General features: G+C 66.3%; 9 protein-coding genes and 1 pseudogene. 9 read left to right on the top strand and 1 reads right to left on the bottom strand.

Annotated elements, in window-relative coordinates:
* On the bottom strand, positions 1 to 257 hold a 257-nt coding region (locus tag ACTHLF_RS07900), incomplete at its 3' end, for a lyase family protein (protein ID WP_440326358.1).
* Positions 258 to 397: 140 nt separating this feature from the next.
* On the opposite strand from ACTHLF_RS07900, the pseudogene purB reads away from it, so the two are divergent.
* From purB to pilH, 9 genes and pseudogenes are all read left to right on the top strand, one after another.
* Positions 398 to 1762 (top strand): annotated as a pseudogene (gene purB, locus ACTHLF_RS07895) (adenylosuccinate lyase); the annotation flags it as partial.
* Positions 1763 to 1929: 167 nt separating this feature from the next.
* Positions 1930 to 3132 carry a JmjC domain-containing protein gene (locus ACTHLF_RS07890; protein ID WP_440326356.1) on the top strand — a complete coding sequence of 401 codons (1203 nt, stop codon included), beginning with the start codon at positions 1930 to 1932 and terminating at the stop codon, positions 3130 to 3132.
* Between the two features lie 14 nt (positions 3133 to 3146).
* Positions 3147 to 3623 (top strand): hypothetical protein, encoded by a 477-nt coding sequence (locus ACTHLF_RS07885; protein WP_440326354.1) that lies wholly within the window; start codon positions 3147 to 3149, stop codon positions 3621 to 3623.
* Positions 3624 to 3755: 132 nt separating this feature from the next.
* Positions 3756 to 6608: a 2-oxoglutarate dehydrogenase E1 component gene (locus ACTHLF_RS07880; RefSeq protein WP_440326352.1), complete on the top strand. Its 2853-nt coding sequence runs from the start codon at positions 3756 to 3758 to the stop codon at positions 6606 to 6608.
* A 7-nt stretch (positions 6609 to 6615) separates the two neighbouring features.
* Complete coding sequence (gene odhB / locus ACTHLF_RS07875; protein WP_440326350.1) at positions 6616 to 7839, top strand: 2-oxoglutarate dehydrogenase complex dihydrolipoyllysine-residue succinyltransferase; 1224 nt, start codon at positions 6616 to 6618, stop codon at positions 7837 to 7839.
* A 113-nt stretch (positions 7840 to 7952) separates the two neighbouring features.
* Positions 7953 to 9380, top strand: a complete 1428-nt coding sequence (gene lpdA / locus ACTHLF_RS07870; RefSeq protein ID WP_440326348.1) for a dihydrolipoyl dehydrogenase — start codon at positions 7953 to 7955, stop codon at positions 9378 to 9380.
* A gap of 67 nt (positions 9381 to 9447) precedes the next feature.
* Positions 9448 to 10038, top strand: coding sequence for a TIGR00730 family Rossman fold protein (locus ACTHLF_RS07865; protein WP_440326346.1), 591 nt, complete (start codon positions 9448 to 9450; stop codon positions 10036 to 10038).
* Positions 10039 to 10175: 137 nt separating this feature from the next.
* Positions 10176 to 11168 carry an acrylyl-CoA reductase family protein gene (locus tag ACTHLF_RS07860; RefSeq protein WP_440326344.1) on the top strand — a complete coding sequence of 331 codons (993 nt, stop codon included), beginning with the start codon at positions 10176 to 10178 and terminating at the stop codon, positions 11166 to 11168.
* 180 nt (positions 11169 to 11348) lie between these two features.
* A complete protein-coding gene (gene pilH, locus ACTHLF_RS07855; RefSeq protein ID WP_440326342.1) occupies positions 11349 to 11714 on the top strand; it encodes a twitching motility response regulator PilH in 366 nt (121 codons plus the stop codon).
* Positions 11715 to 11819 lie beyond the last annotated feature (105 nt).

Raw genomic sequence — 11819 nt, 5'->3', positions numbered from 1 at the left:
TCGACCTCGCCCGCGGCGACCTTGTCGGCGGCGGCGCGGATGGCCTTGGCGGTGGCCTTGTCGAGCTGGCCAAGCTTGACGTTGGCCTCGGCGGCCGCCGCCTTGACCAGGCCCAGGGCCCGGATGAATTCCCGCGGCATGGTCAGCCCGGAGACCGGGAAATTATCCACGGCCCGCTGGGTCTGCGCCCCGTAGAGGGCTTTGGCGGGCACCTTCAACTCGCCCATGCTGTCGCGTTCAGTACGAAACTTGGTCATTGCGGGGGAATCCGGGTTGTGGGAGCCCCATCACGATAGACCTTTTCCCGTTAATCCGTCATCGCGCCCGGGGGCCGCCCGCGGCCCGCCCGGGTATAATCACCGGCTGCCCCGCTTCTCGCTTCCCAGGACCTAAGCCCATGTCCCACGCCACGCTGACCGCCCTTTCGCCGCTGGACGGCCGCTACGCCGCCAAGTCGGGTGCCCTGCGCCCCATCTTCAGCGAGTTCGGCCTGATGCACCGCCGCGTGCACGTGGAGATCCACTGGCTGCTGGCCCTGGCCCGCCACCCGGGCATCGTCGAGCTGCCGGAATTCCCGGCCGCTTCCGTCGCCCGCCTCGAAGCCATCGCCAACGATTTCTCGGTCGATGACGGCGAGCGGATCAAGGCGATCGAAGCCACGACCAATCACGACGTCAAGGCGGTCGAGTATTTCATCAAGGAAAAGATCGGCAACGATCCTGCACTCGCGCAGGCCAAGGAATTCGTGCACTTCGCCTGCACCAGCGAAGACATCAACAACCTCGCCTACTCCCTGATGCTGCGCGATGCCCGCGAAAACGTGCTGCTGCCGTCGCTCGACCAGGTGATCGGCAAGCTGCGCGCCATGGCGCATGAGTTCGCCGGCCTGTCGCTCCTTTCGCGCACGCACGGCCAGACGGCCTCGCCGAGCACCATGGGCAAGGAACTCGCGAACGTCGTTGCGCGCCTGGAGCGCCAGCGCAAGCAGCTCGTTGCGATCGAGATCCCGGGCAAGATCAACGGCGCCGTCGGCAATTACAACGCGCACGTCATCTCCTACCCGGCGGTCGACTGGCCGGTGCTGGCGTCGGGCTTCGTCGAAGGCCTCGGCCTCACGTTCAACCCGTACACCACGCAGATCGAACCGCACGACGGCATCGCCGAGTTCGCCGACGTGCTCCGTCGCATCAACATCATCCTGATCGACCTGGCCCGCGATATCTGGGGCTACATCTCGCTGGGCTATTTCCGCCAGGCGCTGAAGTCGGGCGAAGTCGGTTCCTCGACCATGCCGCACAAGGTCAATCCGATCGACTTCGAAAACGCCGAAGGCAACTTCGGCCTCGCCAACGCCCTGCTCGGCCACTTCGCCGAGAAGCTGCCGATCAGCCGCTGGCAGCGCGACCTCACCGACTCCACCGTGCTGCGTGCGCTCGGTACCGCGTTCGGCCATTCGCTGGTCGCGCTGGAGTCGCTGATGAAGGGCCTCGGCAAGCTCAACGTCAACGCCGACCGCATCGCGGCCGACCTCGACAACAGCTGGGAGGTGCTCGCCGAAGCCGTACAGACCGTCATGCGCCGCTATGGCCTGCCGGAACCGTACGAGCAGCTCAAGGCCCTCACCCGCGGCCAGGGCATCACGAAGGACTCGATGCGCGCCTTCATCGACGGCCTCGACATGCCGGCCGAAGCCAAGAAGGCCCTCGCCGAGCTGACTCCCGCCACGTACATCGGCGTGGCCGACAAGCTCGCCAAGGCGATCTACAGCCGCCCAGCCGTCGTAGGAGCCCACCCTGTGGGCGACGTGTTTCGCCCCAGGCCAAGCGGCCCTGTTGCATTACCGCGAACGACGTCGCCCACCGGGTGGGCTCCTACAAAAATGCGCCGGGTCGTGATGCGCGGGAGGTCGCGGCGGATACAATCCCGCCCATGGCTATCAAGACCCCCACGCATAAACCCCTCCCCCTCGAAGTCCGTGGTTCGGCTTCGCAGCCGCTCGGCATGAGCACGACGCAGTTCCTGCGCGATTACTGGCAGAAGCGGCCGCTACTTATCCGCAATGCCTTCCCCGATTTCGAGGCGCCGATCGAGCCGAACGACCTGGCTGGCCTGGCCTGCGAGGAAGGCGTGCTGGCCCGCCTGATCATCCATGACGAGAAGCGCGACAAGTGGACGGTGAAGACCGGCCCCTTCAGCGAGGCCGAATTCGGCAAAACCCCGAAGCGTGACTGGACCCTGCTGGTGCAGGACGTCGACAAGTGGGATGCCGACGTGGCCGCCCTGCTCGATACCTTCAGCTTCCTGCCGACCTGGCGGGTCGACGACATCATGATCTCGTACGCCGAGGATGGCGGCGGCGTGGGTGCCCACGTCGACCAGTACGACGTATTCCTGCTGCAAGGCCTCGGCCAGCGCCACTGGGCGATCAGCACCGACCCGGACGCCCCGCTGGATTTCCGCGATGACGTGGAGCTCAAGCAGCTGAAGACGTTCGAGCCGACCAACGAATGGCTGCTCGAGCCGGGCGATATGCTGTACCTGCCGCCGGGCGTCCCGCACGACGGCGTGGCCCTGGGCGATTGCATGACGCTCTCCGTCGGCATGCGTGCGCCCTCGCAGGCCGAACTCACCGGCGACCTGGCGGATTTCCTGGCCGAGCGCATGCCGGAAGAACTCCGCTACACCGATCCGGACCTCGCTCCCGCCAAGCGCGCGGGCGAGATCGATACGGCCGCACTGAACCGCCTGCGCCAGGCCCTGCCCTTCGCGGCCGCGCTTGACCGCGACCTGCTGGCCGACTGGTTCGGCCGCTTCATCACCCGCTACCGCAACGCCCAGGAAGCGGCCCCGCCGCCGAAAGCCACCACGGCCGCGGCGCTGGACAAGGCCATCGAAGCCGGGTCTGTGTTCGTACGCCACCCGTTCGCCCGCCTCGCCTGGATCCGCGGGAAGAAGGACGCCACGCTGTACATCAGCGGCACGGCCTACGAGTGCCCGACCGAGCTGGCGGAGGCCCTGTCGGGCGCACGCGAACTTGCCTTTGACAAGGCGCCGGGTGCCGCGGGCAAGGCCGTGATGCTGGCCCTGGTCAACGACGGCCACCTCGGCATCCGCAAGGGCCGCCGCCGGTGACCGGCCCGGCGGACATGGCTCTCGTGGCGCAGGACCGGGCCGGTCTGGACGCCGCCCATGTCCGCCTGCTCTCCGGCGCCCGCTACCGGGCGTCGATCTACCTGCCGGTGATGGACGCGGGCGTCCTGGAAAGTGACGCGGTTCACACCGAGCTGCGCCGGCTGGCGACCAGTGGCCGCCAGGCCCGGATCCGCATCCTCACCCACGACGCGAACCGCGCCCACCGCGAGAGCCACCGGCTGGTGGCCCTCGCCCAGCGCCTGCCTACGGCGGTCAGCATCCGCGTACCCACGGACGAAACCCACCTGCGCTACGCATCGGCCTTCACCACGGATGACACCAGTGCGTATCTGTTCAGGCCCGTGGCCCTGCGCTTCGATGCCGACGGGTCACTCGATGCCCCCGGTGAAACAGGCCGTTTGACTGCGTATTTCGATGAAGTATGGGAGCGGGCGGAGCCGGCCTGGGAAATCAGACCATTGGGTATTTGATATCTCAGACATACGGCAAAAAGCTTGGCGCGGCGCAATGTCACGGGGCTATACTTAACGAATTCTTTGCCGCGGGCGAGTATTCCCCAGCACCCGCGACAGCCCGCCCTTTCCGTGTTTGCCGGTGGTGACGTGAGCGCAAATCTGATCCGCGAGTTTTCCGAATCTTCCCAACTCGCCGGCGGCAACGCCGACTACGTAGAGCAGATCTACGAGGCGTGGCTTTCCGATTCCGGCAGCGTCCCTGCCGAATGGGATGCCTATTTCAAATCGTTCAAGGGCCGCGAGGCCGGTGACGTCGCCCATTCCGGCGCCATCGCCCGCATCGAAGCCGCCCAGAAGCAGCGCCGCACCGCAGGCGCCGCGACGGTCGCCGCCCCGGCCGACAACGCCTACGCGCAGAAACAGGCCGGCGTCCTCCGCCTGCTGACCGCCTACCGCTCGCGCGGCCACCTCGCCGCCAAGCTCGACCCCCTCGGCCTCACCGCCCCGGACGTCGACGCCCCGGACCTCGGCCTGGCCTTCCATGGCCTCTCCGATGCGGACCTGAACACCGAATTCGATTGCGGCACCTTCGCCGGTGGCGGCCAGCGCATGACGCTGCGCGACCTGTGGGCGAAGCTGAAGGCGATCTACACCGGTACGGTCGGCGCCGAGTTCATGTACATCGCCGATTTCGACCAGCGCATCTGGATCTACTCGCGCCTGGAAAAGGCCGCGGGCAACCCGGGCCTGCAGAAGGGTGAGAAAATTCGTGTGCTCGAGGCGCTGACCGCGGCCGAAGGCCTCGAGCGCTACCTGCACACCAAGTACGTCGGCCAGAAGCGCTTCTCGCTCGAAGGCGGCGACAGCCTGATCCCGATGGTGGACGATGTCGTCCGCGCCGCCGGCGACAACGGCATGAAGGAAATCATCATCGGCATGGCCCACCGCGGCCGCCTGAACGTGCTGGTGAACATCCTCGGCAAGGCCCCGGCCCAGCTGTTCAACGAGTTCGAAGGCAAGTTCGAGCACGACGACAGCCCGATGCACACGGGCGACGTGAAGTACCACATGGGCTTCTCGGCCGACGTAAAGACCCCGAACGGTGGCGTGCACGTCGCGCTGGCGTTCAACCCGTCGCACCTGGAAATCGTCAACCCGGTGGTCGCCGGCTCGGTGCATGCCCGCCAGGGTCGCCGCCGCGATACCGCGCTTGAGAAGTCGCTCGCCCTGCTGATCCACGGCGACGCCGCCTTCGCGGGCCAGGGCGTCAACATGGAGCTCCTGCAGATGTCGCAGGCGCGCGGTTTCGCCATCGGCGGCACCCTGCACATGGTGGTGAACAACCAGGTGGGCTTCACGACGTCCAAGCGTGAAGACTCCCGCTCAACCCTGTACTGCACCGACCTCGCCAAGATGGTCAACGCGCCGGTGTTCCACGTGAACGGCGACGACCCGGAAGCCGTGATCCAGGTCACCCGCCTGGCCTACGAGTTCCGCAAGCAGTTCAAGAAGGACGTGGTCATCGACCTCGTCTGCTACCGCCGCCACGGCCACAACGAGGCCGACGAGCCGGCGGCGACGCAGCCGCTCATGTACCAGATCATCCGCAAGCGCCCGACCACGCGTGACCTCTACGCGCAGGCGCTCGTGAAGGACACCACCATCGGCGCCGACGACGGCCAGAAGATGCTCGACGATTACCGCGGCCGCCTCGAGAAGGGCGCCTCGCTGATCTCGATCGATCCGAACCCGCAGCGCGATATCCCGGTCGACTGGACCCGCTTCATCGGCAACTCGCTGTCGATGGACGTCGACACCGGCGTGCCGCGCGACAAGCTGGCCAAGGTGCTCGATACGATCCTCAAGGTGCCGTCGGACGTCGCCCTGCACGCCCGCGTCGCCAAGATCTACGACGACCGCCGCAAGATGGCTGCCGGCGAGCTCCCGGGTGACTGGGGCTTCGCCGAGAACCTCGCCTACGCCACGCTGATCGCCGAAGGCAACGACCTGCGCATCGTCGGCCAGGATGCCGGCCGTGGCACGTTCTTCCACCGCCACGCGGTGCTGCACGACCAGAACAGCGACGACACCTACATGCCGCTGGCCCACGTGCGTGAAGACGCCCGCGTCGACGTCATCGACTCGCTGCTTTCCGAAGAAGCCGTCATGGCGTTCGAGTACGGCGAAGCCACGACCTCGCCGGACCAGCTCACCATCTGGGAAGGCCAGTTCGGCGATTTCGCCAACGGCGCCCAGGTCGTGATCGACCAGTTCATCAGCTCGGGCGAAGCCAAGTGGGATCGCCTGTGCGGCCTCACCCTGCTCCTCCCGCACGGCCAGGAAGGCGCCGGTCCGGAGCACTCCTCCGCCCGCCTCGAGCGCTTCCTGCAGCTGTGCGCGCTGGACAACATGCAGGTCTGCGTGCCGACCACGCCGGCCCAGGCGTTCCACATGATCCGCCGCCAGCAGGTGCGCCCGGTGCGCAAGCCGTTGATCGTCATGACGCCGAAGTCGCTGCTGCGCCACAAGCTGGCCGTGTCCTCGCTGGATGAACTGGCCAACGGCAAGTTCCAGCTCGTGATCGGCGAGCACCGCGACCTGCAGGCCAAGAAGGTCAAGCGCGTCGTGCTGTGCTCGGGCAAGGTCTACTACGACCTGCTCGAAGAGGCCGACAAGAAGGGCATCACCGACGTCGCCATCGTGCGCGTCGAGCAGCTGTACCCGTTCCCGCGTCCGGAAGTCTCGCTCGAACTGGAAAAGTACCCCTCCGCCAAGGAAGTGGTCTGGTGCCAGGAAGAGCCGATGAACCAGGGTGCGTGGTTCCAGATCCGTCACCACCTGCAGGCCTGCATCGGGTCGAAGCAGAGCCTGTCCTATGCCGGACGCTCGCGCTCGCCCTCGCCGGCCCCGGGCCATCTCAATACCTACCTCGCCGAACAGGCGGCCCTCGTCGAGCAGGCGCTCGTCGCGCCCGTCGGCACCGATCACGCAGCGGAGTAAGGCAAGCATGTCCATCGAAGTCAAAGTCCCGGTCCTGCCCGAGTCGGTCTCCGACGCGCTCATCGCCACCTGGCACAAGAAGGCCGGCGACGCGGTCAAGCGCGACGAAAACCTGCTGGACCTCGAAACCGACAAGGTCGTGCTCGAAGTCCCGGCGCCGGTCGACGGCGTGCTGAAGGAAATCAAGTTCGAGGAAGGTTCCACCGTGACCTCGAGCCAGGTCATCGCCGTGATCGAGGAAGGCGCCGCCGCTGCCGCGCCCGCCCCGGCCGCCGCTGCCCCGGCTCCGGCTGCTGCCGCCGCCGAAGCCCCGAAGGCCGAGAAGGCTGAAGCGCCGAAGGGCGTGGACGAACTCTCGCCGGCCGGCCGCCGCGTCGCCGTGGAAGAAAACATCGACCCGTCCAAGGTCGCCGGCACCGGCCGCGACGGCCGCGTGACCAAGGAAGACCTGGTCAACGCCGGCAAGGGCGGCAGCGCCCCGGCCGCTCCGGCTGCCGCAGCCGCACCCGCCGCCAAGCCCACCCCGGGTTCGCGTCCGGAAGAGCGCGTGCCGATGACCCGCATCCGCACCCGCATCGCCGAGCGCCTGATGCAGTCGAAGAACTCGATCGCGATGCTCACCTCGTTCAACGAAGTGAACCTCGCCGAGGTCGTCAAGCTGCGCAAGGCCCTGGGCGAGCAGTTCGAAAAGGCCAACGGCGTGAAGCTGGGCTTCATGAGCTTCTTCGTGAAGGCCGCCACGGAAGCGCTCAAGCGCTACCCGGTGATCAATGCCTCGGTCGATGGTTCGGACATCATCTACCACGGCTACCAGGACATCTCGATCGCCGTGTCGACCGACAAGGGCCTCGTGACCCCGGTGCTGCGCGACGTGCAGGACATGTCGTTCGCCGACGTCGAGAAGGGCATCATCGGCTACGCCAAGAAGGCGCGTGACGGTAAGCTCGGCCTGGATGACCTCCAGGGCGGCACCTTCACCATCACCAATGGCGGCACCTTCGGCTCGCTGCTCTCCACCCCCATCGTGAACCCGCCGCAGAGCGCCATCCTGGGCATGCACACGATCAAGGAGCGCCCGGTCGTCGAAAACGGCCAGGTGGTGGCCGCCCCGATGATGTACATCGCCCTGTCGTACGACCACCGGATCATCGATGGCCGCGACGCCGTGCTGTTCCTGGTCGACATCAAGAACCAGCTGGAAAACCCGCAGCGGATGCTGCTCGGCCTTTGATGGTCGGTTAACGCCAGATGTGAAGGCGGGAGTCGAGAGGCTCCCGTTTTCATGTTCCGACCCCATATTGGGTGGTAGCCAACCTACCGCCAGCAACATCCGGAGCAAGAGCTATGAGCGACAAGTTCGACGTCATCGTCATCGGTGCCGGCCCCGCGGGCTATGTGGCCGCGATCCGCGCCGCGCAGCTGGGCCTGAAGACCGCCGTGGTCGACGCCTTCGTGGGCAAGGACGGCAAGGCCGCCCTGGGCGGTACCTGCCTCAACGTCGGTTGCATCCCGTCGAAGGCGCTGCTGGATTCGTCCAAGCAGTTCCACAACCTGACGCACAACTTCAAGGACCACGGCATCACCGTGGATAACCCGAAGATCGATATCGACACGTTCATCGGCCGCAAGGACAAGATCGTCAAGCAATTCACCGGCGGCGTGACGATGCTGTTCAAGGCGAACAAGATCACGTCGTTCTTCGGCAAGGGCAAGCTGCTGAAGGGCAACGAAGTCGAAGTCACCGGCAACGATGGCTCGGTGCAGAAGATCTCCGCCACCAACGTCATCCTCGCCTCGGGCTCGGTGCCCATCGAGCTGCCGTTCGCGAAGTTCGATAACAAGCACGTCATCGACAACGCCGGCGCGCTGGATCTCACCGCCGTGCCGAAGCGCATGGGCGTGATCGGCGCGGGCGTCATCGGCCTGGAGCTGGGCAGCGTGTGGAAGCGCCTCGGCGCCGAAGTCACCGTGCTCGAAGCCCTGCCGAAGTTCCTGCAGGTGGCCGACCAGGACATCGCCAAGATGGCCGCGCGCGAGTTCGCCAAGCAGGGCCTCGACATCAAGGTCAACGCCAAGGTCACCTCGGCCGAAGTGAAGGGCGATGAAGTCCACGTCGGCTACACCGACAAGGACGGCAACGCGCAGTCGCTGGTCGTCGACAAGCTGCTGGTGGCCGTGGGCCGCCGCGCCTACACCGCCGGCCTGCTGGCCGACGACACCGGCGTGAAGCTCGACGAGCGCGGCCGCATCGTGGTCGATGAGCACAACCACACCGGCGTCGACGGCGTCTGGGCGATCGGCGATGCCGTCCGCGGCCCGATGCTCGCCCACAAGGGTTCGGAAGAAGGCGTCATGGTCGCCGAGCTCATCGCCGGCAAGCCGGGCCACGTCAACCTCGATACCGTGCCCTGGGTCATCTACACCGAGCCGGAAATCGCCTGGGTCGGCAAGACCGAAGAGCAGCTCAAGGAAGAGGGCATCCCCTACAAGACGGGCGCCTTCCCCTTCGCTGCCAACGGCCGCGCTGTCGCCATGAACGAAGGCATCGGCCAGGTGAAGATGATCGCCCACGCCGAAACCGATCGCATCCTCGGCGTGCACATGGTCGGCCCGGTCGTCTCCGAGCTGATCCACGAGTGCGTCGTGGCGATGGAGTTCAAGGGTTCGTCGGAAGACTTGGCCCGCATCGTCCACGCCCACCCGGCGCTGTCGGAAGTGGTGCACGAAGCGGCCCTCTCGGTCGACAAGCGCGCCATCCACAAGGGCAACTAAGCCCGGGTGAACAAAGCCCGCCCATGCGAGTAGCATGGGCGGGCTTTTTCGTTTCCGGATTAGAACCATGCGTGATATCAAAGCCCTCTGCGTTTACTGCGGCTCCAGCAGCGGTACGCGGCCGGAATACACCGAAGTCGCCCGCGCCTTCGGCACCCGCCTGGCGAAGGAAAACATCGCCCTCGTCTACGGCGGTGGCAAGGTCGGCCTCATGGGCACCGTCGCCGACGCGGTCGTCGCGGCCGGCGGGCGCGTTATCGGCGTGATCCCGCGCCAGCTCGTGGAAAAGGAGGTAGCCCACACCGGCCTCTCCGAACTGCACGTCGTCGAGACCATGCACGAGCGCAAGACGCGCATGTACGAACTCTCCGATGCGTTCGTCGCCCTGCCCGGCGGCTTCGGCACCATGGATGAAATGTTCGAGATGCTCACCTGGGCCCAGCTCGGCCTGCACACCTACCCGTGCGCGTTTCTCGACGTGCTCGGCTTCTACAAGGGCCTCGCCGCAAGCATGGACCACATGGTCGCCGAGGGTTTCGTGAAGCAGGTACAGCGCGACCAGGTCTGGTTCGGCGACAGCATCGACGCCGTATTCGACTGGATGAAAACCTACGAATCCACCTACACCCCGAAGTGGATCACCAAGGAATCTGTCTAGACGCGACGCGCCGTAGGAGCCCACCCTGTGGGCGACGCCGTTCGCGATAACGCTACAGGGCCTGCGCGGTGCGGCGACTAATGTCGCCCACAGGGTGGGCTCCTACAACGCAGCCCTTTTGCGCGGGAGACGCATCCATGCCAACCATGCAGGCGTTCCGGATTGACAACGATGCCAGCGGCTACCGCGCTGGCATGACCACCATGGACACCGGCGCCCTCTCCCCCGGCGAAGTCCTGGTCAAGGCCGAATACTCCTCGGTGAACTACAAGGACGCCCTCGCCGGTACCGGCAAGGGCAAGATCCTCCGCCAGTACCCGCTGAACGGCGGCATCGATGTCGCCGGCACGGTGGTCGCCTCCACCGACCCGGCCTTCCGCGAAGGCGACAAGGTGCTGGCGACCGGCAGCGGCCTTTCCGAGACACGCGATGGCGGCTATGGCGAATACACCCGCCTGCCGGCGGCAGTGACCATCCCCCTGCCCGGCACGCTCAGCACGCGTGAGGCCATGATCCTGGGCACGGCCGGGTTCACCGCGGCCCTCGCCCTGCTCCGCATGCTGGATAATCGCCAGCGACCGGAGATGGGCCCGATCGCCATCACGGGCGCCACGGGCGGCGTAGGCATGCTCGGCGTCGATATCTTCACGCGCGCCGGTTTCCAGGTGCATGCGGTCAGCGGCAAGCCGACTCAGTTCGACTTCCTGCGCAGTATCGGCGCGGTGGAGTGCATCGATCGCCACCAGCTGGCCTTCAGCGGCAAGCCCATGGATTCCGCCAGGTACGGCGGCATGCTGGATAACGTCGGCGGCAGCATGCTGGCCGGCTTCCTGCCCATGATCGCGCCCTACGGCAATGCGGCCATCTGCGGCCTGGCGGGCAGCCCGGAGCTGCCCACCACCGTCATGCCCTTCATCATCCGCGGCGTGAGCGTGCTGGGGGTGGCATCCGCCGGCACGGCCCGGGATATCCGCGACGAGGTGTGGCGCCGCCTGGCTGGTGAGTGGAAGCCAAGGCACCTGGACACGATCTGCACGAAGGAAGTGGCATTGGAGGACGTGGCCAGCGTGTTCGAGACCATGCTTTCCGGCGGGTCGTTCGGCCGCACCGTGGTAAAGATCGGGGGCTAACTGCCTGCGCAGGCAGGTTTCGGCCGTTACACCATTGATACAAGGCGGAGGGCCGGTAGAATGGGCCATCGCCAAAGGCTACACGCGCGACGGATTATCGTCGCCGGAAGACACGCGGCGGCCGCCGGAGCGCGGCCGCTTCAAAGAAAATAATCGGGCATGGCCCGGGGGAATCACTGAATGGCTCGTATCCTGATCGTCGACGATTCGCCGTCGCAGCTCCTGGGCATCAAGCGCATCGTCGAGAAGCTGGGCCATGAGGCGCTTACGGCGGAAGACGGCGCGGCCGGCGTTGAAGCCGCCAAGCGCGAGCTGCCGGACCTTATCCTGATGGACGTGGTCATGCCGAACCTCAACGGGTTCCAGGCCACCCGCACCATCAGCAAGGAAGAGACCACCAAGCACATTCCCATCATCCTGGTCACCACGAAAGACCAGGACACCGACAAGGTGTGGGGCCTGCGCCATGGCGCGAAGGATTACGTGGTCAAGCCGATCAAGGAAGAAGAGCTGGTCAAGGCGCTGAAGACCCACCTGCCGGCGTAAGGGCTCGCGGGTGGGCTGAGGAAAGCCCAATACAACTGTGGGAGCGGGGGGGGGGGGCCGGGGGGGTGGGGGGACAACCACCCCCCCCCCCCCCCGCCCCCCCCC

It is taken from the genome of Luteibacter sp. (genome assembly GCF_051958795.1).
In the GTDB taxonomy this organism is placed as follows: Bacteria; Pseudomonadota; Gammaproteobacteria; order Xanthomonadales; family Rhodanobacteraceae; genus Luteibacter.
The sequence above is the reverse complement of the archived record's forward strand: the minus strand, read 5'-3'. Positions and strand labels throughout refer to the sequence as shown.

What these genes read in the sequence shown, in the direction of transcription:
- ACTHLF_RS07890 (WP_440326356.1), top strand. Translation starts at nt 1,930, where the DNA reads ATGGCTATCAAGACCCCCACGCATAAACCCCTCCCCCTCGAAGTCCGT.
- ACTHLF_RS07885 (WP_440326354.1), top strand. Translation starts at nt 3,147, where the DNA reads ATGGCTCTCGTGGCGCAGGACCGGGCCGGTCTGGACGCCGCCCATGTC.
- ACTHLF_RS07865 (WP_440326346.1), top strand. Translation starts at nt 9,448, where the DNA reads ATGCGTGATATCAAAGCCCTCTGCGTTTACTGCGGCTCCAGCAGCGGT.
- ACTHLF_RS07860 (WP_440326344.1), top strand. Translation starts at nt 10,176, where the DNA reads ATGCCAACCATGCAGGCGTTCCGGATTGACAACGATGCCAGCGGCTAC.
- lpdA (WP_440326348.1), top strand. Translation starts at nt 7,953, where the DNA reads ATGAGCGACAAGTTCGACGTCATCGTCATCGGTGCCGGCCCCGCGGGC.
- odhB (WP_440326350.1), top strand. Translation starts at nt 6,616, where the DNA reads ATGTCCATCGAAGTCAAAGTCCCGGTCCTGCCCGAGTCGGTCTCCGAC.
- pilH (WP_440326342.1), top strand. Translation starts at nt 11,349, where the DNA reads ATGGCTCGTATCCTGATCGTCGACGATTCGCCGTCGCAGCTCCTGGGC.